Raw genomic sequence first — 25,379 nt, forward strand, 5'->3', positions numbered from 1 at the left:
ATGGTTTCCCTCCTACTGTTCACATCTGGGTGCGGTGGTTATCTGGGTGGTCCACGGGGTGACGGTGGGAGTGAGCACCAGATCGGCCGTGCCGGCGCCGTTCTGGCCGGTGAGCAGCGTGACGTCGAGCGTCCGGGTCTGCCCGGGGCCGACCTCCACGTTCGCCACCGCGACCTGACGCCGACGGTCGAGCCCGCTGCCCATCGCGGTGTCGCGGCCGTCCAGCCGGCCGGCGAGGACCGCGCCGCCGCTGGGGGTGTGCACCGAGACGAACGTGCGGGCGGTGTACTTGTCGCCGGACAGGGCCATGCCCGTGACCGACTCCGTCAGACCCGACCGCGGGGCGGTGGAGTGCACCGTGACCCGCAGCCGCAGTTCGCGGCGTCCGTCCGGCTGGCACGCGCCGACCGTCAGGGTGGCCGAGAACCTGAGGTAGTAGCCGAGCTTCGCGCCGCTGCCGTCGTTGAGGAACACGCCGACCGTCGGCACGGTGTCCCGCTCCGGGAGCTGCCCGGCCAGCCGGGTCCCGGCCACCGCGCGTTGCTCGTCAGAACGGACACTCCAGAACAATATCCGACGTTCCTGTATCGAGCGGCTAATAACGGTTAAAAGCGCTCGCGGGTCAACCGTCCTGGTGAACAGCGCGTCGAACACCCCCGACGCGGCCCGCGCGTAGAACGCGTCCTGCGCCTTCACGTCCAGGTCCCGGTACGAGTCGCTGAGCAGCGTCCGCACGGCGGTGCCGCCGGCCAGCGCCGGACCGTCCGGCACCTTCACCGGGCCGATGACGTTGAGCAGGTACGACAGCATCACCGGGTCGACCGCCAGCACACCGTCCACCGTGATCCCGGTGCGCCGGCGCACCATCTCGCGGTAGAGCGCGGCGGCGGTCGGGAAGCTCGGGCTCAGATTGACGTCCGCCGGATACATCCCCGGCAGCTCGGACCAGAGCCGGCGCATCTCCGGGTCCACCTTGAGCGGTGGATCGAAGTACTGCAGATCCGTGGCGTTGCCCTGCCCCGCCAACCGGATCCGGCCTGAGTCCGCGCGCAGCACGGCGTACGCGCCGAACATGCCGCCGGTGGCCCGCAGCTCGGCCGGGTTCTGCGAGACGAGCAGGTAGCTGCGCGGGCCGTCCGCGCCGAGCAGTGGCGGCAACAGGCGGACGCCGCGGTCGGCGGCGGAGGTGAGCCCGCCCAACCGGTCCAACTCCTCCCGCAACGCGGTGACCGCGTCACGTACCTGGGCCACCAGGCCGCGGGTCGGCACCGCGCGTAGCCGGTCCGCCGTCCGGCGGACCGCCTGGTCGGCGGCCGACACCTCGGCCGCGACCGCGCGCAGCCGGCCCACGTCGAGCCGGCCCTGTTTCGGCACCAGCGAGGCGAGGTCGACCCGGAGCAGGGTGGGGAAGGCGAGCCGGGCCAGGTCGTCCACCGCCACCGAGATCTGCCGCACCGCCGTCAGGTTGTCCCCGGCGTACGGGATGCCCTGGCCGAGCCACCAGACCGGGTCGCCGGTCGCGCCGCGCGCGGCGCCGGCCTGTTCCTGGAGCGCGGCCAGGGTCCGCTGGGCCCGGGCCACGTCACCGTCGAGCACCTGGGCGCTGAGGTCCTTGGCCAGGCCGGCGGCGTTCACCAGGTGGGCCCGGGCCTGCCAGCCCCGGAACGTGACCCAACCGCCGGCGGTGGCCAGCACCGAGACGACGACCAGCCCGACCAGCAGGACACGACGGACGCGGGCCCGGCGGCGTCGCCGTGAGTGTCGGCGTCGGCGGTGCGACGCCGCGTGTTCCGTCACGCCACTCTCCTCGGGGTCGACCGGCCTGCGATCACCTTTCGGTGCTCGTGTCGGATAGGAGTATGTATCGGATGAACTATGCCTCTAGTCGGTTTTCGTGTTTTTCATGCGAACCGTGGCCACGTCGCGCAGCAGCGCCTCGATCCGGTCGACGCCGGCCCGCAGCGACATCTGCCGGAGGTAGGCGTCCCGCCCCCGGCGGCCCATGTCGGCCCGGGCGGCCGCGGGAATCGCCGCGGCCAGCCAGAACCGGTCGGCCAGGGCCGCCCAGTCCTCGGGCGGGCAGGACAGCCCGGCACGGGCCCGCTCCACCAGCTCCGCGGTGTCGCCGCCGGCCGAGGCGACCACCGGCGCGGCGCAGGAGAGCGCGGCCGGCAGGGTGCCGGGCACGGTGCCGCGCAGCTCCGGCCGGTCGCGCAGCATGACGAGCTGGTAGTCGGCGGCCGCGTAGAGCTGGGGCATGTCCGCCGGCGAGCGCCGCTCGACGAACCGGACGTTGTCCGCGCGGAGTTCGGCGGCGAGGTCCCGCACCCGCCGCTCCTCCGCGCCCGAGCCGACCAGGACCAGGTCCATCCGGTCCCGCAGCGCCGCCGCCGCCCGGACCGCGGTCTCCAGACCCTGCCGTACGCCGATCGTGCCGGCGTGCATCACCACGCAGCGGTCGTCCCGGCGGATCAGCCGACGTGCGGCGGGACCGGGCCGCGCCGGGCGGAACAGTCGCTCGTCGGTCCAGTTGAGCACCGTGCGCACCCGATCCGGTTCGGCCCCGCCGGCGAGCACCAGCTCGCGCATGGACGGTGCGCTGACCGCGATCGCGTCCGCCTCCCGGTACAGCCGACGCAGGCCGGCGTCCAGCCGCCCCGACCAGCCACCTGCCGCCCCCGGCCGGGCCGGCTCCTCCTCCGCCCAGACGTCCTGCACGTGCAGCACCGTCGGCACCCCGCCCAGCATCCGCAGCAGGCCGGCCGCGGCGAAGGTCACCGCGGGGAGTTGGAGGACGTACAGCGCGTCGAGGCCCCGCAGGTAGCGCCGGCCGGCGAGCGTCGCGCTGCCGGCGAAGGAGAGCCAGCCGGCCGCCCGCGCGCGGGCGGAGCCCGCCCCGCCGGCGTACCGGGGCACCCGGCGGACCGTCAGCCGCTCGCTGCGCGTCTGGTGCCCCCACCGTTGCCGCCAGCCCGGATAGAGCTGGCCACCCGGGTGGTCCGGGAACCCGGTGAGCACGCGTACCTCGTGGCCCCGGGCGGCCAGCTCCTCGGCCAGGCTGCCCGGGATGAACGCCGGTTCCGGCGGGAAGTGGTACGACAGGATGCCGATCCTCATGGCCGCGCTCCCGGCGCGGCCTGCCGGACCCCGGTCCACCGTGGCGCGTACGATGCCGGCATCCCCTCGCCGTCCGGCCGCGACCGCCGGCAGCCCACCGTCGCGGCGCCGCCCCGCGCGACCGCGCCGACCAGAGGGGTCCAGATGCCCGACGGGGTGCTCTTCGTCTGCCACGCGAACATGTGCCGGTCACCGATGGCCGAGTTCGTCGCCCGCCGGTTGCTGGCCGGGCTCCCGGTGACGGTGGCCAGCGCCGGCACCGACGCGATCGACGGGGCGGGCATGCACCCGTACGCCGTCGAGGTGGCCGCCGGGGACGGCGCGGACGTGACCGCCTTCCGCACCCGCCGGCTGCGCCCGGAGCACCTCACCTCGGCGGCGCTGGTGCTGACCGCGACCCGTCGCCAGCGTTCGGCCTGCTCGGCGCTGGCCCCGGCCGCGTTGGGCCGGATGTTCACGCTGCACCAGTTCGCCCGCCTGGCCGCCGCGGCCCGGCCGGACGGCGCGCCCGGGACCACCCCGCTGCGGGCGGCCGTGGTGGCGGCCGTCCGTGCCCGGGGGCGGCTGCAACCCGCCCCCGGCGGCACGGACGACCTGCGGGACCCGATCGGCGGCTCCCCGGCCGACTTCCGCCGGTGCGCCGAGGAGATCGAGCGGTCGATCCGGCCCCTGCGCGCGCTCATCGCGACAGCCGGGTGAGTTCCTGAGTCCGGTCACCCACCGCGGTCTGCGCGCCCCGCTGGGTCGCCCCGACCCGGCCGGTGGGCACGGTCGGCGCGGCCGGCGGCACGACCACCTTGTACGTCTCGTACTGGTAGGCGTCCGCCTTGCCGACCTTGGCCATGTTGAGCACGCAGCCGAGCAGGCGCACCGACACCGAGCTGAGCGCCCGCGCCGCGGCGGCCACCTGGCCGCGCGAGGTCCGCCCCTGCTGGGTGACCAGGAGCGCGCCGTCGGCCTGCACGGCCACCACCACGCCGTCGGTGACCGCCAGCAGCGGCGCGGTGTCGATGATCACGATGTCCGCCGACTCGCGCAGCGCCACCAGCAGGTCCGCCATCGCCTTGGAGCCGAGCAGCTCGCTCGGGTTCGGCGGGGTGGCGCCGCTGGGCAGGACCAGCAGCGACTTCTCGCCCCACCGCTGCACCACGTCACCGACCTGCACGTCGCCGACGAGCACGTCGGTGAGCCCGACCCCGCCGTCGAGACCGAGGTAGTCGGCGGCCTTGGGACGGCGCAGGTCGGCGTCGATGAGCAGCACCCGCCAGCCCGCCTCGGCCAGCGCGATGGCGACGTTGCAGGCCATGGTGGTCTTCCCCTCGCCCTGCAGGGCGCTGGTGACCGCGATGACCCGGGCCGGCTCGTGCACGTCCACGAAGCGCAGGTTGGTGCGCAGCTTGCGGACCGCCTCGGCGCGGACCGAGGTGGCCGCGTCACCGACGATCAGCGGGGCGGCCTTCGCGCCGGCCTCGAACGGGATCTCGCCCAGCAGCGGGCTGCCGGTCACCCGCTGCAACGCCACGGCGTCGCGCATCCGTACGTCGGCCATGCCGCGCAGCACGGCCAGCGCGGCGCCGGCCAGCAGGCCGAGCAGCCCGCCCAGGGCCAGGTTGCGCGCCGGTCGCGGCGAGACCGGGCTGGAGGTGACCCGCGGGCCGCTCACCACCTCGATCTTGATCGGTGGGGCCTTGCCGTCCGCCGGGGTCTCCACCTTCCGCACCAGCTCGGTGAACTCGGTCGCCAGGGTCTCGGTGAGCTTCAGCGCCCGGGTCTGGTTGGTGTCGGTGACCGAGGCCTTGAGCAGCACCTTGTCGGGCAGCACGTCCGTGGAGATCTTGCCGCGCACCTGGTCGGCGGTGAGTCCGAGCGGCGCGTCGGCGACCACGCTCTGCGCCAGCCGGTCGCTGGTGAGCAGGTCAGCGTAGGACTTCACCCGCTGTTGCAGGAACAGGCTGCCCTGGTAGGCGTCCATCACACCCGGACTGGCCGTGGTGACGAAGAACGTCACGGAGGCCTGGTACCGAGGCACGGAGCGGACCGTCACCAGGGCGGCCACACCCAGCGTGAGCATGACCGTGACCAGCACGATCCACCAGTGGCGTCGGACCAGGCGCAGGTAGCCGAGGATGCTCATCCCGCTCCTCCTCGCGACACGCCGACCTGCCGAAGAAGTTGCACAAAAGCCCCCTAAAAGCCCCAGTAGCCGTGCCAGGATCGAATCGCCTATTCACCCCGTTAGGTGACCAGACGAATGTAAACGACCGGAAAGCACGGACGACGTAAATCCGCTCATTCCGGATGAACACGTAGAGGGCAACCATGGATCGTGAAGCCACCGCCGCAGACGAGGCGCTGCGGACACGCAGTCACACCACCCACCGCGCCGCCACTCTCTCCCTGTTAACGCTGGACACGGCCGCGTGGTGCGGAGGATTTCTCGGCGCCGCCTGGACCCGCTACGAGTTCGACCTGACCGCCGCCGCGACCGGCCGCGTGCTCACCGTCGCGCTCGCCTGCGCCGCGCTCTACGCGCTGCTCACGCTGCTGCGCTCCCGGCTCTACGGCCGCTATCCGATCGGCAGCGCCGGGGACGCCCGCGGGCTGGCCGGCACCGCGGCGATCGCCGCCGCGATCACGCTCGCCGGCGTGCTGCCCTGGGCCGAACGACCGGTCCCCGCGACCACCCCACTGGTCGGCGGCACCGTCGCGTTGGTGCTGATGGCGGCCGGCCGCGGACTGTGGCGGTTGCACGCCGACCGGCACCGCCCGGCGGCGCGACACGCCGAGCGGTGCCTGGTCTACGGCGTGGACGCGGCCAGCGAACGGCTGGTCCGCGTGCTGCTGCACGACCCGGACAGCAGCTACCGTCCGGTGGGTCTGCTCGACGACGCCCCGGAGAGCCGCGGGCTCCGGCTGGAAGGGCTGCGCGTGCTCGGCGGGCGGGAGCAGGTCGGCGCCGTGGTCCGGGCCACCCAGGCGCGTACCGTCATCTTCTCGATGACCGGCGGCGACCCGCGGCTGCTGCGCGACGTGCGCACCCGCACGCTGGAGGCCGGGGCCACGTTCAAGGTCCTGCCCCCGGTCCGCGAGGTGCTCGACCGCCCGGTCCACGCCACCGACGTCCGCGACGTTCAGCTCACCGACCTGCTCGGCCGCGCCCACCGGGTGGCCGAGCTGGCCGTCGAGCGCGGCGGGCTGGCCGGCCGGCGGGTGCTGGTCACCGGCGCCGGCGGCTCGATCGGCTCGGAGCTGTGCCGGCAGATCGCCCGCTGCGAGCCGGACGAGCTGATGATGCTCGACCGGGACGAGTCGGCGCTGCACGCGCTCCAGATGTCCCTGCACGGCCGGGCGCTGCTGGACGGCCCCGAACTGATCCTGGCCGACATCCGGGACGCCGACGGCATCGCCCGGGTGATCGCCGACCGGCAGCCCGACGTGGTGTTCCACGCGGCGGCGCTGAAGCACCTGACACTGCTCCAGCGGCACCCCGGCGAGGCGATCAAGACCAACATCTGGGGCACCCTGAACGTGCTGGAGGCGTGCCGGGACGTCGCCGAGTTCGTCAACATCTCCACCGACAAGGCGGCCAACCCGACGAGCGTCCTCGGCTACTCCAAGCGGATCACCGAACGGCTCACCGCCCACCAAGCCGCGCAGCTCGGCGGCACCTACCTCAGCGTCCGGTTCGGCAACGTGCTCAGCAGCCGGGGCTCGGTGCTGACCGCGTTCCAGGCGCAGATCCGGGCCGGCGTGCCGATCACCGTCACGCACCCGGACGTGACCCGCTACTTCATGACCGTGCAGGAAGCCGTGCACCTGGTGCTCCAGGCCGCGACCATCGGCCGCGGCGGCGAGGCGCTGGTGCTCGACATGGGCGAGCCGGTCCGGATCGCGGACGTGGCGCGGCGGCTGTCCGCCGAGGCGGACCACCCGGTGGACATCGTCTACACCGGGCTCCGGCCGGGCGAGAAGCTGCACGAGCACCTCTTCGGCGCGGACGAGGCGGACAGCCGGCCGCTGCACCCGCTGATCTCCCACGTCCCGGTGCCCCCGCTGGACCCGGACGAGGTGCGCGCGCTGGACCCGTACGCCGACCCGGAGGAGCTGGTGAAACGGATGGCGGCGTTCTGCGAGACGATCGGCGCGGTGCTGCCGGCGCTGCCCGGCCAGCGCTGACCGCCGCCGACGGCGGGTGCGGCGGCACCCGCCGCGGCTGCGCTCGCCGCCGGTCCGGCGGACCGGTAGGGTTGGCGGCGGTGTGCCGGGAAGCCTGGTCGGCGATGGATCCACCGACCCCTGCTCCCGGACGGACGCCGTATGCCCCATCACACCCCGCCCTCCCGCCTGCTGGCTCGGCGCTCCTGGCCGGAGGCCCGCTTCCTGGCGGACGTGCTGCGCACCGAGACGGTCGGCGGCGGCCTGCTGCTGCTCGGCGCGGTCCTCGCCCTGGTCTGGGCGAACTCGCCGTGGCGCGCCGCCTACGCCGCGCTGGGCGACTGGGTGCCCTGGCCCGGCGGCGCGGCGCTGCACCTCGACCTCGGGCTCGCCACCTGGGCCGCCGACGGGCTGCTGGCGATCTTCTTCTTCGTGGTCGGCCTGGAACTCAAGCGTGAGTTCGTCGCCGGGGACCTGCGGGACCCCCGGCGGGCCGCGTTGCCGGTGGTCGCCGCCGTCGGCGGCATGGCGGCGCCGGCGCTGATCTACCTGGCGGTGACCGCGAGCGCCGGCGGCGCGGGGCTGCGCGGCTGGGCGATCCCCACCGCCACCGACATCGCCTTCGCGCTCGCCGTGCTGGCCGTGATCGGCTCGCACCTGCCGCAGGGGCTGCGGGCCTTCCTGCTCACCCTCGCGGTGGTCGACGACCTGCTGGCCATCACCATCATCGCGGTGTTCTACACCGCCGACTTCCACCCGCTGCCGCTGCTCGGCGCGCTGCTGCCGATCGCCGTGTTCGGGCTGCTGGTGCAGCGGCGGCGCACCTGGTGGTGGGCGCTGATCCCGCTGGCGGTGACCGCCTGGGTGCTGGTGCACGCCTCCGGGGTGCACGCCACCGTGGCCGGCGTGCTGCTCGGCTTCACCGTGCCGGTGCTGACCGGGCGGGGCGGTGAGCCCGGGCTCGCCGAACGGCTGGAACACCGCTGGCGGCCGATCTCCGCCGGCCTCGCCGTGCCGGTCTTCGCGTTCTTCGCCGCCGGGGTCTCGCTCGTCGACGTGGACCTGGGCGCGGTCGTCCGGGACCCGGTCGTGCTCGGCGTGGCCGGCGGCCTGGTGCTGGGCAAGGTGATCGGCGTGTTCGGCTCCACGTTCCTGCTCGCCCGGTTCACCCGCGCCGAGCTGGACGAGGAGATCACCTGGGCGGACCTGGTCGGGCTGGCGTTGCTGGCCGGCATCGGCTTCACCGTCTCCCTGCTCATCGGGGAACTGGCGTTCGGCCCGGGCAGCCCCGAGGACGAGCGGGTGAAGGCCGCCGTGCTGGCCGGTTCGCTGATCTCCGCCGGCCTGGCCGCCGGGGTGCTGCTGCGGCGCAACCGGGTCCACCGCCGGATCAGCGAACGGGAGAGCCGGGACGACGACGGCGACGGCATCCCGGACGTCTACCAGGAACGGCCGGCCTGAGCCGGAACGCGCCGGCCGCCGCCCCCGGTCGGGGCGACGGCCGGCGCGGGACGGGGCTCAGCCGTGGCGCTCGGCGCGACGGTCGGCGCCGTCCTCGGTCTCCTCCAGCGCGTCGGCGAACGGCTCGGTGAGGTCGTCACCCGGCACCGCGACCCGCTCGGCGCGGTCCTGCTCGTCCGCGCGACCACCGGGAGGTGGTTCCGGCGCCGTGGCGCCCCCGGCGAAGCCGTACTCGTTGGGCTCATCGTGCCTGCTCATGCGCGGAACCTCCCGGTCGTCCGAATCCTGGCGGCGGTGCCGTGACACCACCGCCAGGACACTTACCCACCGCGCCGGTCCCTGATCATCCGAGCGCCGCTCAGGTCAGCTCCCGGACCGCCTCGAAGACGAGCCAGAGACCGCAGATGGCGAACAGCACGGCCGCGCCGTACCGGATGGTCCGTTCCGGCAGGTGCCGGCCGAGCATCCGGCCCACCAGGATCGCCAGCGCGTCCGCCGCGACCATGCCGAGCGTGGAGCCGAGCCAGGTGCCGAACCAGCCGTACTTGGTGGCCAGCGTGATGGTCGCGAGCATCGTCTTGTCGCCCAGCTCGGCCAGGAAGAACGCCACGCCGACCGCGATGATCGCCGACTTGGTGCTGCGTTCGGCCTTCCGCTTCTCCTCCTCGGTGAGCTTGTCGCCGCGCAGCGTCCAGGCGCCGAAGCCGAGGAACGCCAGACCGGCGATGAGTGAGATCCAGCCCGTGGGCAGCACGCTGTTGAGGCCGACGCCGATGGCCACCGAGGCCAGGTGGACGATCGCGGTGGCGATGGTGATGCCGATGAGCACCGGCAGCGGTCGGAAGCGCGTGGCGAACGTCAGCGCCATGAGCTGGGACTTGTCGCCCAGCTCGGCGACGAAGATGACGCCGAAGCTGACCACCAGCGCGACGAGGAAACCCTCCATGTGAACCTTCCCGATCAAGCCGGGAGGAGAGACAGGGACGCCCTCGACCCGGCTGCGACAGCCTGAGTCGAAGGTCTCGCCCGCCCCGGGGACCGGGGCCGCGTGGCCGGATGCGGAACGCACCAGTGTGTCGACCACGACATTGGGGGCTACTCCCCTTCGCGCCGACCAGCCTAGCCGATCACCGTCGACCCCGGTCGTCGGGTGTGACCGGGGTCGCGCCGGCCGTCACTCGGCCCGGGCCAGGCTCACCCCGAACAACCCGTCCGGGTCGGTCCAGAACGCCTGCCGCGCGAACCCGGCGCGGTCCAGCTCGGCGGCGACGCCCGCCGGCCGGAACTTGGCCGAGACCTCGGTGCGCAGCTCCTCCCCGGCGGCGAACGCGAGGTCGAGATCCAGCACCCGCACCCGGGTCGGACGCTCGGCGCGCAGCCGCATCTCGATCCACTCCCGGTCCGGGTCCCAGACCGCCACGTGGCGGAACGCGGCGACGTCGAAGTCCGCGCCCAACTCCCGGTTGATCACCCGCAGCACGTTGCGGTTGAACTCGGCGGTCACGCCGGCGGCGTCGTCGTAGGCCGGGACGATGACGCCCGGGTCCTTCACCAGGTCGGTGCCGATCAGCAGCCAGTCCCCGACCTCCAGCGCGGCGCGCATGGCGGTGAGGAACCCGGCCCGCTCCCCCGGCAGCAGGTTGCCGATCGTGCCGCCGAGGAACGCGACCAGGCGTCGGCCGCCGGTGGGCAGCCGGTCCAGGTGCCGGGTGAAGTCGCCGACGATGCCCCGCACCCGCAGCCCCGGGTACGCGGCGGCGATCTGCTCGGTGGACCCGCGCAACGCGCTGACCGAGACGTCCAGCGGCACGAACGTGCCCAGGTCGCCGTGCCGGGTGAACGCGTCCAGCAGCAGCCGGGTCTTCTCCGACGAGCCGGAACCCAGCTCGATCAGCGTCTTCGCGCCGGTCAGCGCCGCGACGTCGGCCGCGTGCGCGGCCAGCACCGCCCGCTCGGCCCGGGTCGGGTAGTACTCCGGCAGGCGGGTGATCTCCTCGAACAGCTCGCTGCCCCGGGCGTCGTAGAACCACTTCGGCGGCAGCCACTTCGGCGACGCGGTCAACCCGACCCGGACGTCCTCCCGCAGCGCCCGGTCGAGGTCCTGCTCCTCCAGGTGGATCTCCAGTGGCTCCGCGCCCATCAGGTGTCCTCTCTGCCATCGGTGGATGAGCCGGCCCCGGTCGGGGCCAGCTCGCGGATGTCCAGCCCGGCCGCGGTGGCCAGCACCAGCCGCCCGTCCGGCACCGCCTGCCAGCCGGGATCGTCGTCGAACGGTTCGGAGGCCAGCAGCACCGAACCCGGGCCGCGCCGCACCGACAGCGCGTGCCCGGCCACCGTCGCCGCGACCGTGACGCCGTCGGTGAGCAACAGGTTCAGCCGCGAGCCGGGCGCCGCGGCGGCCACCGCGGCGACGGTGTCGGCCACCGCGTCGCCGAGCGCCGCGCCGGCCCGCAGCCGATGCCGGACCAGCGCCCAGAGCACCGCCGAGTCGGTCGGCACGTCCAGCGTGAGCAGGTCCCGCACCGGCAGCCCGGCGGCGAGCGGGACGAGACTGTCCGGCCAGCCCCGGACCACGCCGTTGTGGCTGAACAGCCAGCGCCCCTCGGCGAACGGCGCGGCGGCGGTCTCGTGCAGCGGCATGCCGACCGTGGCCGAGCGGACGGCGGCCAGCACCGCCCCGGCGGACGTCACGGCCGCCAGCTCCGGCAGCGTCGTGTCACTCCACATCGGCTGGGCCCGCCGGTAGCGGACCGGATCGGCGCCGTCCGGGTACCAGCCGACGCCGAAGCCGTCGGCGTTGATGGTGCCGCCGCCGCGCATGTCACGCGGCGCCCAGGACTGCCGCAGCAGCCCGTACGGCGGGTCGAACAGCAGGCTCCGCAGGGTGACCGGTGGGCCGAGGTACGCGAGGTGACGGCACATCCGGCCGGTTCACTCCCCGTCGCCGGCGTCGCGGGCGCAGCGGAACCCGCTGAAGATCTGCCGCCGGATCGGGTAGTCCCAGTTGCGGAACGTGCCCCGGCACGCCGACCGGTCGGTGCCGAACGAGCCGCCGCGCAGCACCCGGTGGTCGTCGCCGAAGAAGACCTCCGAGTACTCCCGGTACGGGAACGCGGTGAAGCCGGGGTGCCCCCGGAACGTGCTGGCGGTCCACTCCCAGACGTCGCCGACGAGCTGGTGCACGCCCAGCGGCGACGCGCCGTCCGGGTAGGCGCCCACCGGCGCCGGCCACAGGTGCCGCTGGCCCAGGTTGGCGTGCGCGGTCCCCGGGTCCTCGTCGCCCCACGGGTAGCGGCGGGAACGGCCGGTCGCCGGGTCCCACCGGGCCGCCTTCTCCCACTCCGCCTCGGTGGGCAGCCGCTTGCCGGCCCACGCCGCGTACGCCTGCGCCTCGTACCAGCAGACGTGCACCACCGGCTCGTCGTCGCGCACCGCGGACCAGCGGCCGAACCGGCGGTACGCCCAGCCGTCGCCGTCGCGCCGCCAGTGCAGCGGCGCGCTCAGCCCGGCCTCGACCCGGTGTTGCCAGCCGGCCCCGCTCCACCAGCGCGGCTGGTCGTACCCGCCGTCGGCGATGAACGCGCGGTACTGCCCGTTGGTCACCGGCGTCGCGTCGATGCGGTACGCGGGCAGGTCGACGGTGTGCGCCGGACGCTCGTTGTCCAGCGCCCACGGGTCGGTGGAGGTGCCCATGGTGAACGGCCCGGCCGGCACCAGCACCTCGCCGCCGACGTCGACCCGGGGTTCCGGCGGCGGTGGCGCGTCCAGCACCGGGGCGCCGGCGCGCAGTTGGTGGGTGGCGAGCATCGTCTCGTCGTGCTGCTGCTCGTGCTGCACGATCATGCCGAACGCGAAGCCGTCCTCGACCAGCCGGCGGTCGGTGAACCGGATGCCGTCCAGCAGGTCGTACACCTTGTCCCGGACCGTCCGCACGTACGCGCGGGCCTCGGCCGGGGGCAGCAGCGGCAGCGCCGGCCGGTCCTTGCGGGGTTGCTTGAACGCGTCGTAGAGGTCGTCGATGTCGCGGCGCACCGGCTCGCGCCCGCCGACGTCGCGGACCAGCCACAACTCCTCCTGGTTGCCGACGTGCGCCAGGTCCCAGACCAGCGGCGACATCAGGGTGGAGTGCTGCCGGACCAGGTCGTCGTCGTCCACCGCGTCGGTCAGCAGCGCGGTGCGGGCCCGGGTGCGCTCCAGCTCGGCCGCGATCCGGTCGCGCAGCCGCTCGGCGTCCGTGCCCGGTCGCTCGGTCGTGGTCACCGCTGTCCCCTCTCCGCGGCGGCGCGCCGCCGCCGGATCGCTCGGTGCGTCTCGTCGTACAGGCCGGCCGGCAGGTCCAGCGCCGGCAGGGCGGCCAGGGCCAGGTCGAACAGGGCCGCCGCGGCGGTGGCCAGCGCGGGGTCGGCCAGCCCGTGCCGGGCCGCGTCGTGCCACCGGTCGGCGACCGGACCGGCCGCGGCGAGCGCGTCGCCCGTGGTCGTCCGGTCGGCGAACAGCGCCGCCAGCACCGCCAGCGGCACCGTCCAGGCCCGGCCCGGCTGGGCGTCCAGGTAGCGCAGTTCCAGGTAGCCGCGTGGGCGTACCGGCGGGAAGAGCGTGCTGACGTGGTATTCCAGGTCGTCGGTGGTGGGTGGGCGGGGCAGCGCGCCGGCCAGCCAGTCGGTGAAGGTCACGTCCGCCGGCGGGGTCCAGTCCGGTCCGTCGCCGCGGACGCACAGCAGCGGCGCGGCGAGCGCGTAGTCGGTCCAGGCCGCCACCGGGTCGCGGTCGGCATCGGCCGGCGACCAGACCGGACGGGTACGCGCCGGATCGATCGCCAGCCAGGCGGCCATCCGCGCGGACGCCCAACCGGTGGGCCGGCCGGCGTGCCGGTCGGCGGTGGCGAACGCGGCCAGCAGCGGCGGCCCGACGGCGTGCGCGGCGGCCCAGCGCTGGGCGACCTGGTCGGGCTCGCCGGCGTCCAGGCAGACCTGGAGCCCGGCCGTGCTGTACATCATCGCCCGCCCGGCCGGGCCACGCCTGTCGAAGACGTCCCGCATGGCGCGGTAGCGGGCGGTCTCCACGGCCGGTCGGGGCGGACGCCACGGGTCCATGCCGGTACGGCCCAGCACGAGGCCGGCGGCGTCCAGCCGGGTGCGTAGCTGCGTGATGTCGGCCTCGGTGGCCGAGACGAGCGCGGCGACCGACGGTCGCGGCGGGGTGGAGATCTCCACCTGCCCGCCGGGCTCCACGGTCACGGTGCCGCCGCGCCGGAGCTCGTCGGTCGGGCTGGTGGGGTCGAGGGTGACGGGGCTGTGCCGTCCCAACGCTGCGCGCAGTCGCTCACGGTCGACCGGTCGGGTCGGGTCCGCGGCGTCGTGCACGGTCCATTCCAGTTCGACGCCGGTGAGTGTGGGTGGGCCGGTCTTGAAGCAGATCCGGGCCAGGTGCCCGCGCGCCGCGGCCTCGTCCCCCAGGACGGTGGCACGATCCAGCTCCGGCGACATCACCATTGAGGCGGCTCCTCTCCCCGGGGACGGGCGACACACCGTCGCCCTGGGCCCGGCCGGTCCGGCACGGGGCCCGCGCCTTCCCCATCCTCTGTCTAGCAGACGGAATTCGCGCGCCCGGAGAGATGAATTTTTGTCCGGAATCTGATTGCGCCGGCCGGCTCAGTCCTCGTCGTCGTCCTGGCCGCCCGGCCCGGGCTTCCGCGCGTCGTCCGCCGGCTTCTTCGACGACGGATCGGCCGGCGTCTTCGGGGCCTTCGGGGACGACTTCCCCGCCGGCGTCTTCGGGGACGCCGCCGGCACCAGGGTCCGGCAGTAGCTCTCCACCCGGTCGGGCCCGCCGGCGGCGGCCACCAGGTCGGCGAAGCCCGGCGTGGTGAGGGCCCGGGCGCGCTGCGGCTCCGACTTGGCGAGGTAGGCGCGGCAGTGACCGACGAGCGCGCCGCCGACCGACGGCGGCACGGCGGGCCGGCTCCCGGACGGCGTCCCGGGCGACGAGGCCGCACCGGAGGCCGCACCGGACGGACCGGCGGGGGTCGACCGCGACGGACCGGCGGCGGTCGGGGCGGGGCCCGCCGTGGTCGGGGCCGGCGGAACCACCGGTTGCGGGCTCCGGTCCAGCCGCACGGCGGCGAACGCCACCCCGGCGACCGCGGTGGCGGCGAGCCCGGACAGCGCGGCGGCGACGCGGAGCCGACGACGCGGACGGGACGCCGGAACCGGCGCGGCGACCGCCGGCGCGGCCCGGGCGGCCCGGAAGGCGGCGAGCGCCCGTTCCTCGCCGTCGAGTTCCCCCGCGGTGGCCGGGGCCGCCGCGGCGGCGAGCAGCCGGGTCAGCGGGTCGGCGTCGGCCGGCGGCACGGCGTGCGCGGCGTCGAGCAGCCGGTCGGACTCCGCCCGATCGGCGGGCCCGTCGGACCGGTGAGGTCCCATGCCGTCTCCCCTCACGTCAGCCCTCCGCCGGCTCGGCCTCGGACGCGTGCGGCGCCTGGCTGTCGGTACGGGGCCGGACCGCGCCCGGCACGTCCTCCGGCGCGGCGCGCTCCAGCAGCGCGGCCAGCCGGCGCAGCCCGCGGTGCGCCGCCGTGCGCACCGCGCCGGCCCGCCGGCCCAGCACCCGCCCGGCGGTCTCCGCGTCGAGCCCGATGACAGCCCGCAGCATCACCGCCTCGGCCTCGGCCGGTGGCAGCGTGCGGATCAGCGCCAGCGCGCTCTCGGTGCCGAGGGCCTCGCCGGCCCGGTCGGCGGTGTCGGCGTCCCCGGCCAGGTCGTTGAGGGCCTGCACGGGCACCGGGACCACCGGCCGACGCCGTTGCCGCCGCAGGTGGTCCATGGCCCGGTTCCGGGCGATGGTGACCGACCAGGCGCGGAACTCGCCGCCGGTGAACGAGGGCAGGTCCCGGGAGATCTGCAGCCAGGTCTCCGAGGCGACGTCCTCGGCGTCGCCCCCCACCAGCGTGGTCAGGTACCGCAGCAGGGCCGGTTGCAGGCTGCGGTAGAGGAAGCGGAACGCCTCCTCGTCACCGGCCTGGGCCGCGGTGACCGCCTCGTTCAGCTCTCTGGTCACGGTCGCCGCCCGGACCCCGCGATCGCGGGTCGGGCGTCCGTCGACGCGGGAGACCACACCGCCATCCGCACCCCCGGCCCCCCGCTGAACTGATCGACGCCGGGCCGAGCCCGGGACGCACGCTTGACAACGCCGCCCGGCACGCCCGGCGGCGGGACATACCGTACCGGCGTCGCGGGGCGACCGGGAGCCGGGCCGACGTCGGGAGCGCGACCGGGCGGGTGGCATGGCCCGGACGGCTGAAAAACCGAGAGAAATGTCTACCGGCGAGTACGGCGTGTCGGTGTAACGAAGGCCACCGTCGAGTCGCTGCTCCCGCGCGGGAAGCGGACAGCCGCCGGGAGACCGGCATTTTCTGGCCGATCGTACCCGGCCGGTCACGGTCAGCCCACCGCCGTCGTGCCCTCGACCGTTCGGCCGACCGGGGCGCAGCCGCTCGCCGTCGGCAGCAGGAGAGATCGCCGGAAATACTCCGCGGCCGCTGTGGGTACGGTATGGGGATGCTCTCCTCCGACGTCGTACTCAGCGGTCGGTACCGCCTGGAAGACCGTGTCGCCACCGGCGGCATGGGCGACGTCTGGCGGGCCAAGGACCTGGTGCTCGGCCGCCAGGTGGCCGTCAAGGTGCTGCTTCCCGCCCTGGTCCGCGACCCGGACTTCATCGCCCGGTTCCGCTCCGAGGCGCGGATCATGGCGTCGCTGCGCCACCCCGGCGTGGTGCAGGTCTTCGACTGCGGCGAGGACGAGCTGCCCGACGGCAGCCGGGCCGACTACCTGGTCATGGAGTTCGTCGCCGGCGAGCCGCTGTCCCGACGGATCGAGGATGCCGGCCACCTCGAGGTCGCCGAGACGATGTCGATCGTGGCCCAGACGGCGCAGGCGCTGCACGGGGCGCACGGGCGGGGCATCGTCCACCGCGACGTCAAGCCGAGCAACCTGCTCGTGCAGGACGACGGCACCGTGGTCCTGGTCGACTTCGGCGTGGCCCGGTCCACCAACGTCACCAGCATCACCAGCACCAACGCGGTGCCCGGCACCGCCCTCTACATGGCGCCCGAGCAGGCCGCCGGCCGGCCGGTCACCGGCGCCACGGACGTCTACGCGCTCGGCGCGGTGGCGTACTGCTGCCTGACCGGCAGCCCGCCGTTCACCGGCGACAACCCGCTCCAGGTCGCCGTGCGCCACCTCGACGACGAGCCGCCGGAGCTGCCGGCGGAGATCCCGGCACCGGTCCGCGAGCTGGTGGCCCGGGCCCTGGCGAAGGACCCCGCCGACCGCTACCCGAGCGCCGCGGCGATGGCCGACGCGGCCCGGGCGGCGCGTACCGACTCGCCCACCGCGACCGTGACGGCGCTGCGCGGCGCGGCCGGGCCCGGGCACACCCGCGACGAGCAGCCGGTGGCCCGGCCGGCGGCCGTGGTCGCGCCGCCGCGCCGCCCCGGCCGGCGCGGTGCGCTGGTCGGTGCGGCGGGCGCGGTGCTGGTGGCGGTGACCGCCCTCGGCGCGCTGCTGGCCGCCGCCCGGGAAGCGGACGCGCCGGCCACCCGGATCGACTCCACCCGCCCGGCGGTGGCGCCGAGCAACTCGGTCGCGGACACCGCGGTCACCGGGGGGCCCTCGGCGGACGACGAGGACTACACCTACCGCCCGGTCGGTCCGAACGAGCGGCCCTCGGCCTCGGCCTCGGCGACGCCGAGCGCCTCGCCCAGCGCGTCGGTCGAGCCGAGCCCGTCGCGCGTGCCGTCGACGGCGCCGACCGCGCCGAGCACCGCGCCGACCACCAGCGCGCCCCCGGTCGAGACCACCGCGCCGACCGAGACCACCACCACCACGACCGCCCCGGCCGGCGGCGACGGCGGCGGTGACGCGGGCGGTCAGCCGGCCGCCGGCCGCTGAGCCACCACCGTTCCGGCGAGCCGGTCCCGTCGCTGACGGCCGACCGGCTCGCCGGGCGCCGGGTCAGTCCGCGCCGAGCGCCGCCACCACCGGCCGGGCCAGCGCGCGCCGGGCCGGCAGGACGGAGGCGAGCAGCGCGGCCAGCACCGCCACCGCCACGATCATTCCGAGCCGCCCCCACGGCAGCACCACGGTGAAGTCGCCACCGACGCGGGCCACCACCGCCATCGCGCCCGCCGCGACGGCGATGCCCAGCGCGACGCCGAGCACGGTGCCGACCAGCGCGGTGAGCACCGCCTCGACCGCGAGCGCCGCCCGCATCCCGGCGCGGCTCAGGCCGACCGCGCGCAGCACGGCGGTCTCCCGGGTCCGCTCCACCACCGACAGGCTCAGCGTGTTGGCGACCCCCACCAGCGAGATGACCACCGCCAGGCCGAGCAGCACCGTGACGAAGCCCAGCACCAGGTCGACGGTGCCGGTGAGCATCCGCTTGTAGGCGGCCTGGTCCAGCACGTTGACCGTCGGGTAGCGGGTGACCACCGACTCGACGGCGGACCGGGCGACGTCCGGGCTCACCCCGTCCGCCGGGTCGATCTCGGCGAGGTAGCCGCGTTCGGCGGGGAAGAGGCGGCCGAAGTCGGCGTCCACCAGCTCTACCGCGTACCCCGTCGGCACCCGGCCGCCGGCCGTCGCCGGCCGGTCGTCCGCCACCACGGCGGCGACCCGGAACGGCCGGCCGGCGACGGTGACCGTCGCGCCGACCGTCCAGCCCCGGGCGGCGGCCAGCTCGCGGTGCACCAGCACCGAACCCGGCCCGAACGCGCCCGGGTCGCCGGCGTCCACGGCGGACAGCGTCCGGCGGACCAGCGCCGGGTGCGCGGCCCGCACCTCGACGCCGTCGGTCACCCGGCTGCGCTGCTCGTGCACCACGCCCAGCTCCGGCCGGGCGGCCAGCTCGTCGACGAGCCGGGCCGGCAGTTCCCCACCGATGCCGGTGACCAGGAAGTCCACCCCGACCCGGGCGTCCACCGCGCGTTCGATGCCGGCCTTGACGCTGCCGGCGCCGACCACGAACGACGAGACCAGCCCGATCCCGATCACCATGGCCGTGGCGGTGGCCGCCACCCGGCGCGGGTTGCGCACCGCGTTCGCCACGGCCAGCGTCGCCGGGACGCCGAACAGCGCGCCCAGCGGCACGCCCAGCACCCGGACCAGCGCCGGCACCAGGACCGGACCGAACGCCACGATGCCGCCGAAGGCCAGCAGTCCACCGGCCGCCACCAGCGGCACCTGCCCGGTGGTCCCGGCGCCGAGCAGCGCCGCGACACCGGCGGCGAGAACCAGCGCCCCGACCGCGAGGCGGACCCGGCCGGCCGGGCGGGCCGGCCGGGTCGCCGCGTCGGTCAACGCGGCCACCGGCGCGACCCGGGTGCCCTGCCAGGCCGGCAGCGCCGCGGCCAGCACGGTGAGCAGCACGCCCGACCCGAGCGAGAGCAGCACCGTACGGGCCGTCACGGTGATCCCGTCGGCCACCGGCGCCCCGGTGCCGCCCAGCAACGCGCCCAACCCGGCGGACAGCGCCGTGCCGGCCAGCACGCCGAGCACGGAGGCGAACAGCCCGGTCAGCGCCGCCTCGGCCAGCGTGGCCCGATAGACCTGCCCCCGGGTCGCGCCGACCAGCCGGAGCAGCGCGGTCCGCCGGGAGCGTTGGGCGAGCACGATGGCGAAGGTGTTGGCGATCACGAAGCCGGCCACCACCACCGCCACCGCCGCGAACGTGCCCAGCAGCAGCTCGAACTGCCGCAGGTCGCGCACCGCGTCGGCGACCGCCGCGTCGAGCACGGCCGCGTGGTCCCGGACCGGCACGCCCGGCCCCACCACCGCCCGGACCCGGTCGGCGAGCGCCGCCGGGTCCACCCCGGGCCGGGCGGCCACCATGATCCGCCCGTATCCGCGCCCGCCGTCGACCGCGAGGGCGTCCGCGCCGGTCAGGCCGATGAACGGGCCGCCGACGTCGCGGTTGGTGCCGGCCACGTCGACGGCGCCGACGAGCGTGTACGGGCGGGCCGCGCCGCCCGCGCCGCCGACCGAGACCGGTGCGCCGAGCACGAACCGCTGCCGGGCGACGGTCCGCTCGTCGAGCACCAGCTCGCCCGCGCGCTGCGGCAACCGCCCGGCGACCACGTCGTACGACTGGAGGGCCGGTTCGGTGGGGATCGCGGCGAGGACCGCGTACCCGAGCACGGGCCGGCCGGCCGCGCCGACCACGCCGGCGGTGCCGGTCAGCTCCCCCGCGGCGGCGGCCACCCCGTCGACCGCGCGGACCCGGTCGACCAGGGCCGGTGACAGCGGCCGGGAGCCGGCGTACGCGGCCAGGTCGGTGTGCCTGTCGAACGCGCCGGCCCGCTCGTACGCGCCGGTCCGCATGCCGTCGGTGAGCATGAGCGTGCCGGCGACGAACGCGACGCCGAGCACGATGGCCAGCGAGGAGAGCAGCAGGCGCAGGCCCTCGGCGCGTACCTGGCGCAGGGTCAGGCGCAGCATCCCGCTCACCGCCCCACCGGGGTCACGGCCCGGTCGAGCCGGTTGAGCACGTCGCGGACCTGGCCGGTGGTCGGCCGGTGCAGTTCGTCGACGAGCCGGCCGTCGGCCAGGAAGACCACCCGGTCGGCGTACGCCGCGGCGGCCGGGTCGTGGGTGACCATGACGACGGTTCGGCCGAGCGTGTCCACCGCCTCGCGCAGCAGCCGCAGCACCTCGGCGCCGGCGCGCGAGTCGAGGTTCCCGGTCGGCTCGTCGGCGAAGATCACCCAGGGGCGGGTGATCAGCGCCCGGGCCACCGCGACCCGCTGCTGCTGGCCGCCGCTGAGCTCGGCCGGCCGGTGACCGAGGCGGTCGGCCAGTCCGACCGCGGCCACCACCTGCCGCAGCCAGGCCGGGTCGGGCCGCCGGCCGGCGATGGCCAGCGGCAGCACGACGTTCTCCTCGGCGGTCAGCGTGGGCAGCAGGTTGAACCGCTGGAAGACGAAGCCGATCCGGTCCCGGCGCAGCCGGGTGAGCCGACGGTCGTCGAGCCGGGACAGCTCCGCCTCGCCGATGCGGACCGTGCCGCTCGACGGCCGGTCCAGGCCGGCGAGGCAGTGCAGCAGCGTGGACTTGCCGGAGCCGGAGGGACCCATCACGGCGGTGAACCGGGCGGCGGCCAGGTCGAGGTCGACGCCGTCCAGCGCGACGACGCGGGACTGCCCGACGCCGTACTCCTTGCGCAGGTCACGGGCGGCGAGCGCGACGCCTGTGGTCGGGGTTGCGGGCAACGTGGTGCTCCTGTCGGACGCGGTCTGGTGACCCTTCCGACGCTATGGCCGGCACCCCGGCGGTGATCTCCACCGGCGCGCTCGACCCGCGTACGCCTCCGGTCGCGCCGCCCGGTCGCGCCGGTACGCCCCGAGGCGTACGCCGGGTCAACCGCCGGGCGTGACCAGCCCGCTCTCGTACGCCAGCACGACGGCCTGCACCCGGTCGCGGAGCTGGAGCTTGGCCAGGATGCGGCCCACGTGGGTCTTCACGGTCGCCTCCGCGACGTGCACCCGGGCGGCGATCTCGGCGTTGGACAGCCCCTGCGCCACGAGCAGCAGCACCTCCCGTTCCCGCTCGGTGAGCTGGGCCAGCCGCGGGTCCTCGGCCGGGGCCGCGCCGAGCTGCCCGGCGAACCGGTCGAGCAGCCGCCGGGTGATCGACGGCGCCACCACCGAGTCGCCCTCGGCGACCACCCGGATCGCGGCCAGCAGCTCCTCCGGGGGCACGTTCTTGAGCAGGAAGCCGCTCGCCCCGGCGCGCAGCGCGGCGAACGCGTCCGCCTCGGTGTCGAACGTGGTGAGCGCCAGCACGCGCGGCCGGCGTGCGGCCGACCGGGCGCAGATCCGGCGGGTCGCCTCCACCCCGTCCATGGTGGGCATGCGCAGGTCCATCACCACCACGTCGACCTCGACCCGGTCCAGCACCCGCAGCGCGTCCGCGCCGTCGATGGCCTCGCCGACCACCGCCAGGTCCGGTTGGGAGTCGAGCACCATCCGGAAGCCGGCGCGCACCAGCGCCTGGTCGTCGACGATCATCACCCGCACGGTCATGCCGCCGCGCTCCCTTCCTCGGCGCCGGTCGCCGCGGGCAACGGCAGCCGGACCTCCACCCGCCATCCGCCGGCCAGCGTGGGGCCGGCGGCGAGGCTGCCGTCGTACACCCCGACCCGTTCCCGCATGCCGACCAGGCCGTGCCCGCCGGACGGCGCCGGCCGGACCACCGGGCGACCGCGCCCGTCGTCGACGGCCCGGACCGCGACGGCGTCGGCGGCCCAGTCGAGCGTCAGCTCGACCGACGCGCCCACGCCGGCGTGCTTGAGCGCGTTGGTCAGGCTCTCCTGCACCACCCGGTAGACGGTCAGCTCCAGGCCGGGCGGCAACGCCACCGGCGTGCCGGCGCCGCCGCGGTCGATCCGCAGCCCGGCGGCGCGGAACCGGTCGAGCAACGCGGGCAGCTCGACGAGCGCGGGACGCCGGTGCGCCGGCTCGTCGGCCATCGCGGCCGGCTCCGGCCGGCTGGGTTCCCGGAGTACGCCGACCAGCCGCCGCATCTCCTCCAGCGCCTGCCGGCCGGTGTCCGCCACCACCTTGGCCGCCTCGCGCGCGGTCGCCGGGTCCCGGTCCAGCGTGAACCGCACGCCGTCCGCCTGCACGATCATGACGGCCATGCTGTGCGCGACCACGTCGTGCAGCTCGCGGGCGATCCGGGTGCGTTCCTCGGCCACCGCGGCCCGTGACTCGGCCTCCCGCTCGCGTTCGGCCGTCGCGGCGCGCTCCTCCAGGCTGAGCACGTAGAGCCGCCGGGTGCGGACGTTCAGCCCGACCAGCCAGACCGCGCCGGTGACCAGGCCGTAGTAGAGCGCGCCCGCCCACCAGGGCGACGGTCCGGGCCAGGAGAGCGCGGAGAGCAGCACGCCGATCGCGGCGCCGATCCCGGCCAGGATGCCGTCGGCGGACCGGTCGGCGTACTTGACCACGCTGTAGAGCGCGATCAGCACGCCGATGTCGTAGCCCAGCGGCCCCCAGCCGACGATCACCTGGGCCAGCGCGAGCGCGGCCACCACGACGGCGACCGCGGACGGGTGGGTGCGTCGGAAGAACAACGCCGCCGCCATCGCCACGCCGACCGCGAACGCCGGCAGGCCGCCCTGCTCGGCCAGGAGGCCGAGCACGGCGAACACGACGACCAGCCCGGAGACGGCGGCGTCGAACGCGACGCCGCGCACCGGGCGGCCGAGGATCAGGCGGTCCACGGTCACCCAGCGTACGGGGCGGGCCGGGCGTGCTGCCCGGGCCCGGTCAGCGGGTGAGGAGGGCCCGCATGCGGGTGATCTCGGCGGACTGCTCGACGGCCACCGCGTTGGCGAACTCCTGCATGGCCTGGTCCGCGCCGACCTTGAGCAGGTCGGTGGACATCACCACCGCGCCCTGGTGGTGGGCGGTCATCATCTGCACGAAGAGGCGGTCGAACGCCGCGCCCCGGGCGGCGGCGAGCTGCCGCACCGCCTCGGTGGACTGCATCCCGCGCATGGTGGCGTGATCGTGTCCGGCGACCTCGGCGGGCAGGTCGCGGGTGCTGAGCCAGGCCCGCAGCACACCGACCTCCGGCCCCTGGGCGGCCCGGATCCGGTCGGCGACGGCGCGGATCCGGGGGTCGGCGGCCCGGTCGGGGGCGAGCGTCGCCATCTCCAGCGCCTGCTCGTGGTGCGGGATCATCATCCGGACGTACCAGACGTCGAGGCTGTTGAAGCGCGGCGCCGCGTTGCGGACCTGCCCGCCGTCGCGGGTGGCGGCCGGCTCCCCCGGGCGTCCCGGCACCAGCACCGGCGGCGCCGAGCCGGTCGCGGCCGGCGTGGTCGGGGCGGTGGCGGCCGGGCTGAGCCGCGCCGCCGCCGGACGGCTGTCGCCGCGCCCGGCCAGCGCCAGGCCGCCGAGCACCAGGAGCGCCACCAGCGCTGTGACGGGAAGCCACACGCGTGCCTGCCGGCCGGTCATACGACTCTCCCTCCGGTCGAGGTGACAGCGATCCTATCCAGAGCGTAAAGTTCCTCGATGTGACCGGCGTCACATTGATGACGGTCGCCGATCGGTAAGGTGTGGCGAATCATCATCCCCTTTCGAAGGGTGTTGCCGATGATCAACATCCGCATGTCCCGTACCCGGACCGTCAGCCTCGCCGCCGCCGGCCTGCTGCTCGCCGGCGTGGTCGCCGCGCCGCCGAGCAGCGCCCAGGAACTCCCCCGCGCCCAGGCGGCGCCGGCCACCGCGGACAACGCCGTCCCCGGGGTCGACGAGATCTCCAGCAGCCCCAACCTGCGCCAGGTGGCCAACCTGCCGAAGCAGGCCCCGTTCGACACCACGGCCGCCCTGGGCACCGACATCGCCTTCCAGGGCCGGTACGCGTTCGTCGGCAACTACGACGGCTTCGTCATCTACGACGTGTCGCGGCCGAGCCGGCCGTCGATCGTGGCGCAGGTGCTCTGCCCCGGCTCGCAGAACGACATCTCGGTCAGCGGCGACCTGCTGTTCCTGTCCACCGACTCGTCCCGCACCGACGACTCGTGCGCCAGCACCGCCCAGCCGGCCTCCGTCAAGGAGTCCTGGGAGGGCATCAAGATCTTCGACATCCGCGACAAGCGCAACCCGCGCTACATCAAGTCGGTGGAGACCGCGTGCGGCTCGCACACCCACACGCTGGTGCCGGGCAAGGACCGGCGCGACGTCTACCTGTACGTCTCGTCGTACAGCCCGCGCGCCGAGTTCCCCGACTGCCAGCCGCCGCACGACTCCATCTCCATCGTCAAGGTGCCGGTGAAGAACCCCACCTCGGCCTCGGTGGTGGCCACCCCGAACCTCTTCCCGGACGGCGGCTACCCGGGCATCCCGGGTGAGAAGTCCGCCACCACCGGATGCCACGACATCACCGCGTACCCGTCGAAGGACCTGGCCGCCGGCGCCTGCATGGGCGACGGCATCCTGCTGGACATCAAGGACCGGGAGGCGCCGCGGGTCATCGAGCGGGTCACCGACACCGAGAACTTCGCGTTCTGGCACTCGGCCACGTTCAACAACGCCGGCACCAAGGTCGTCTTCACCGACGAGCTGGGCGGCGGCGGCGCGGCCACCTGCAACGAGGTGGTCGGGCCGGACCGGGGCGCGGACGCCATCTACGACATCACCGGGCGCGGCGACGCCCGCAAGCTGGTGTTCCGCAGCTACTACAAGATCCCGCGGGTGAACGCGGACACCGAGAACTGCGTGGCGCACAACGGCTCGCTGATCCCGGTGCCCGGCCGCGACATCATGGTCCAGGCGTGGTACCAGGGCGGCATCTCGGTGTGGGACTTCACCGACTCCCGCACGCCCAAGGAGATCGCCTACTGGGAGCGCGGCCCGCTGGACGCCACCCAGCTGCGCACCGGCGGCTCCTGGTCGGCCTACTGGTACAACGGCCACATCTACTCCAGCGACATCCAGAAGGGACTGGACGTGCTGGAGCTGCGCGACCCGCGCACCTGGCTGGCGCAGTTCCTGCTGGTGCCCGAGTTGAACGCGCAGACCCAGGCGGGTTACCTGAGCTGGTGACCTGACGACGGCTGCACCGGGCCCGGCACCCCGA

At 75.2% G+C, this 25,379-nt stretch carries 21 protein-coding genes; 5 read left to right on the forward strand and 16 right to left on the reverse strand.

Features of this window, described 5'->3' with window-relative positions:
• Positions 1 to 12: 12 nt before the first annotated feature.
• Both TPA0908_RS24315 and TPA0908_RS24320 read right to left on the reverse strand, forming a co-directional pair.
• Positions 13 to 1,797, reverse strand: a complete 1,785-nt coding sequence (locus TPA0908_RS24315) for a DUF4012 domain-containing protein (protein WP_281941623.1) — start codon at positions 1,795 to 1,797, stop codon at positions 13 to 15.
• 84 nt (positions 1,798 to 1,881) lie between these two features.
• Entirely contained in the window at positions 1,882 to 3,117 is a 1,236-nt protein-coding gene (locus TPA0908_RS24320) for a glycosyltransferase family 4 protein (RefSeq protein ID WP_281941625.1), read from the reverse strand.
• Between the two features lie 144 nt (positions 3,118 to 3,261).
• Between TPA0908_RS24320 and TPA0908_RS24325 the strand changes: the two genes are divergently transcribed.
• On the forward strand, positions 3,262 to 3,816 hold the full coding sequence (locus tag TPA0908_RS24325; RefSeq protein WP_281941627.1) for an arsenate reductase/protein-tyrosine-phosphatase family protein: 555 nt from the start codon (positions 3,262 to 3,264) through the stop codon (positions 3,814 to 3,816).
• On the opposite strand, the gene TPA0908_RS24330 is transcribed toward TPA0908_RS24325, so the two are convergent.
• Positions 3,797 to 5,251, reverse strand: coding sequence for a tyrosine-protein kinase domain-containing protein (locus TPA0908_RS24330; RefSeq protein ID WP_281941629.1), 1,455 nt, complete (start codon positions 5,249 to 5,251; stop codon positions 3,797 to 3,799). The genes TPA0908_RS24325 and TPA0908_RS24330 overlap by 20 nt on opposite strands.
• 185 nt (positions 5,252 to 5,436) lie before the next feature.
• Here TPA0908_RS24330 and TPA0908_RS24335 point away from each other — a divergent pair, with 185 nt between their 5' ends.
• Together TPA0908_RS24335 and nhaA are read left to right on the forward strand one after the other, a co-directional pair.
• Positions 5,437 to 7,293, forward strand: coding sequence for a polysaccharide biosynthesis protein (locus TPA0908_RS24335; RefSeq protein ID WP_281941631.1), 1,857 nt, complete (start codon positions 5,437 to 5,439; stop codon positions 7,291 to 7,293).
• 141 nt (positions 7,294 to 7,434) lie between these two features.
• Positions 7,435 to 8,733, forward strand: coding sequence for a Na+/H+ antiporter NhaA (gene nhaA, locus TPA0908_RS24340; protein ID WP_281941634.1), 1,299 nt, complete (start codon positions 7,435 to 7,437; stop codon positions 8,731 to 8,733).
• Positions 8,734 to 8,790: 57 nt separating this feature from the next.
• Here the strand turns inward: nhaA and TPA0908_RS24345 are convergent, their stop codons facing one another.
• From TPA0908_RS24345 to TPA0908_RS24380, 8 genes are all read right to left on the reverse strand, one after another.
• Positions 8,791 to 8,991, reverse strand: a complete 201-nt coding sequence (locus TPA0908_RS24345) for a hypothetical protein (protein ID WP_281941636.1) — start codon at positions 8,989 to 8,991, stop codon at positions 8,791 to 8,793.
• A gap of 100 nt (positions 8,992 to 9,091) precedes the next feature.
• Positions 9,092 to 9,679: a TMEM165/GDT1 family protein gene (locus tag TPA0908_RS24350; RefSeq protein WP_107162705.1), complete on the reverse strand. Its 588-nt coding sequence runs from the start codon at positions 9,677 to 9,679 to the stop codon at positions 9,092 to 9,094.
• A gap of 228 nt (positions 9,680 to 9,907) precedes the next feature.
• Positions 9,908 to 10,873 (reverse strand): L-histidine N(alpha)-methyltransferase, encoded by a 966-nt coding sequence (gene egtD, locus TPA0908_RS24355; RefSeq protein WP_281941640.1) that lies wholly within the window; start codon positions 10,871 to 10,873, stop codon positions 9,908 to 9,910.
• Positions 10,873 to 11,655: an ergothioneine biosynthesis protein EgtC gene (gene egtC, locus TPA0908_RS24360; protein WP_281941643.1), complete on the reverse strand. Its 783-nt coding sequence runs from the start codon at positions 11,653 to 11,655 to the stop codon at positions 10,873 to 10,875. Before egtC ends, egtD begins: the two co-directional genes overlap by 1 nt.
• 9 nt (positions 11,656 to 11,664) lie before the next feature.
• Complete coding sequence (egtB, locus tag TPA0908_RS24365; RefSeq protein WP_281941644.1) at positions 11,665 to 12,993, reverse strand: ergothioneine biosynthesis protein EgtB; 1,329 nt, start codon at positions 12,991 to 12,993, stop codon at positions 11,665 to 11,667.
• Entirely contained in the window at positions 12,990 to 14,225 is a 1,236-nt protein-coding gene (gene egtA / locus TPA0908_RS24370) for an ergothioneine biosynthesis glutamate--cysteine ligase EgtA (RefSeq protein ID WP_281941646.1), read from the reverse strand. The genes egtB and egtA overlap by 4 nt, the downstream gene beginning before the upstream one ends.
• A gap of 159 nt (positions 14,226 to 14,384) precedes the next feature.
• On the reverse strand, positions 14,385 to 15,155 hold the full coding sequence (locus TPA0908_RS24375; protein ID WP_281941649.1) for a hypothetical protein: 771 nt from the start codon (positions 15,153 to 15,155) through the stop codon (positions 14,385 to 14,387).
• A 16-nt stretch (positions 15,156 to 15,171) separates the two neighbouring features.
• A complete protein-coding gene (locus TPA0908_RS24380; RefSeq protein ID WP_281941650.1) occupies positions 15,172 to 15,789 on the reverse strand; it encodes an RNA polymerase sigma factor in 618 nt (205 codons plus the stop codon).
• Positions 15,790 to 16,289: 500 nt separating this feature from the next.
• Here TPA0908_RS24380 and TPA0908_RS24385 point away from each other — a divergent pair, with 500 nt between their 5' ends.
• A complete protein-coding gene (locus tag TPA0908_RS24385; protein ID WP_281941652.1) occupies positions 16,290 to 17,684 on the forward strand; it encodes a serine/threonine-protein kinase in 1,395 nt (464 codons plus the stop codon).
• 63 nt (positions 17,685 to 17,747) lie between these two features.
• On the opposite strand, the gene TPA0908_RS24390 is transcribed toward TPA0908_RS24385, so the two are convergent.
• The 5 genes from TPA0908_RS24390 to TPA0908_RS24410 all read right to left on the reverse strand — a co-directional run bounded on the left by TPA0908_RS24390 (position 17,748) and on the right by TPA0908_RS24410 (position 23,755).
• Positions 17,748 to 20,228 carry an ABC transporter permease gene (locus tag TPA0908_RS24390; protein WP_281941653.1) on the reverse strand — a complete coding sequence of 827 codons (2,481 nt, stop codon included), beginning with the start codon at positions 20,226 to 20,228 and terminating at the stop codon, positions 17,748 to 17,750.
• Between the two features lie 5 nt (positions 20,229 to 20,233).
• Complete coding sequence (locus TPA0908_RS24395) at positions 20,234 to 20,998, reverse strand: ABC transporter ATP-binding protein (RefSeq protein ID WP_281941656.1); 765 nt, start codon at positions 20,996 to 20,998, stop codon at positions 20,234 to 20,236.
• 147 nt (positions 20,999 to 21,145) lie between these two features.
• Positions 21,146 to 21,811 carry a response regulator gene (locus TPA0908_RS24400; protein ID WP_281941658.1) on the reverse strand — a complete coding sequence of 222 codons (666 nt, stop codon included), beginning with the start codon at positions 21,809 to 21,811 and terminating at the stop codon, positions 21,146 to 21,148.
• Positions 21,808 to 23,019 (reverse strand): sensor histidine kinase, encoded by a 1,212-nt coding sequence (locus TPA0908_RS24405; RefSeq protein WP_281941660.1) that lies wholly within the window; start codon positions 23,017 to 23,019, stop codon positions 21,808 to 21,810. The genes TPA0908_RS24400 and TPA0908_RS24405 overlap by 4 nt, the downstream gene beginning before the upstream one ends.
• Before the next feature lie 40 nt (positions 23,020 to 23,059).
• Positions 23,060 to 23,755: a DUF305 domain-containing protein gene (locus TPA0908_RS24410; protein WP_281941662.1), complete on the reverse strand. Its 696-nt coding sequence runs from the start codon at positions 23,753 to 23,755 to the stop codon at positions 23,060 to 23,062.
• A 153-nt stretch (positions 23,756 to 23,908) separates the two neighbouring features.
• Between TPA0908_RS24410 and TPA0908_RS24415 the strand changes: the two genes are divergently transcribed.
• Positions 23,909 to 25,345: an LVIVD repeat-containing protein gene (locus TPA0908_RS24415; protein ID WP_374709259.1), complete on the forward strand. Its 1,437-nt coding sequence runs from the start codon at positions 23,909 to 23,911 to the stop codon at positions 25,343 to 25,345.
• Positions 25,346 to 25,379: the final 34 nt, after the last annotated feature.

The organism is Micromonospora sp. AKA38 (assembly GCF_027925725.1).
Taxonomy (GTDB): domain Bacteria; phylum Actinomycetota; class Actinomycetes; order Mycobacteriales; family Micromonosporaceae; genus Micromonospora.

Bases quoted from the DNA above. Each gene is read 5' to 3' on its own strand.
- TPA0908_RS24320 (WP_281941625.1), bottom strand. From the start codon at position 3,117: ATGAGGATCGGCATCCTGTCGTACCACTTCCCGCCGGAACCGGCGTTC.
- TPA0908_RS24325 (WP_281941627.1), top strand. From the start codon at position 3,262: ATGCCCGACGGGGTGCTCTTCGTCTGCCACGCGAACATGTGCCGGTCA.
- TPA0908_RS24330 (WP_281941629.1), bottom strand. From the start codon at position 5,251: ATGAGCATCCTCGGCTACCTGCGCCTGGTCCGACGCCACTGGTGGATC.
- TPA0908_RS24335 (WP_281941631.1), top strand. From the start codon at position 5,437: ATGGATCGTGAAGCCACCGCCGCAGACGAGGCGCTGCGGACACGCAGT.
- nhaA (WP_281941634.1), top strand. From the start codon at position 7,435: ATGCCCCATCACACCCCGCCCTCCCGCCTGCTGGCTCGGCGCTCCTGG.
- TPA0908_RS24345 (WP_281941636.1), bottom strand. From the start codon at position 8,991: ATGAGCAGGCACGATGAGCCCAACGAGTACGGCTTCGCCGGGGGCGCC.
- TPA0908_RS24350 (WP_107162705.1), bottom strand. From the start codon at position 9,679: ATGGAGGGTTTCCTCGTCGCGCTGGTGGTCAGCTTCGGCGTCATCTTC.
- egtD (WP_281941640.1), bottom strand. From the start codon at position 10,873: ATGGGCGCGGAGCCACTGGAGATCCACCTGGAGGAGCAGGACCTCGAC.
- egtC (WP_281941643.1), bottom strand. From the start codon at position 11,655: ATGTGCCGTCACCTCGCGTACCTCGGCCCACCGGTCACCCTGCGGAGC.
- egtA (WP_281941646.1), bottom strand. From the start codon at position 14,225: ATGGTGATGTCGCCGGAGCTGGATCGTGCCACCGTCCTGGGGGACGAG.
- TPA0908_RS24375 (WP_281941649.1), bottom strand. From the start codon at position 15,155: ATGGGACCTCACCGGTCCGACGGGCCCGCCGATCGGGCGGAGTCCGAC.
- TPA0908_RS24385 (WP_281941652.1), top strand. From the start codon at position 16,290: ATGCTCTCCTCCGACGTCGTACTCAGCGGTCGGTACCGCCTGGAAGAC.
- TPA0908_RS24390 (WP_281941653.1), bottom strand. From the start codon at position 20,228: ATGCTGCGCCTGACCCTGCGCCAGGTACGCGCCGAGGGCCTGCGCCTG.
- TPA0908_RS24400 (WP_281941658.1), bottom strand. From the start codon at position 21,811: ATGACCGTGCGGGTGATGATCGTCGACGACCAGGCGCTGGTGCGCGCC.
- TPA0908_RS24410 (WP_281941662.1), bottom strand. From the start codon at position 23,755: ATGACCGGCCGGCAGGCACGCGTGTGGCTTCCCGTCACAGCGCTGGTG.
- TPA0908_RS24415 (WP_374709259.1), top strand. From the start codon at position 23,909: ATGTCCCGTACCCGGACCGTCAGCCTCGCCGCCGCCGGCCTGCTGCTC.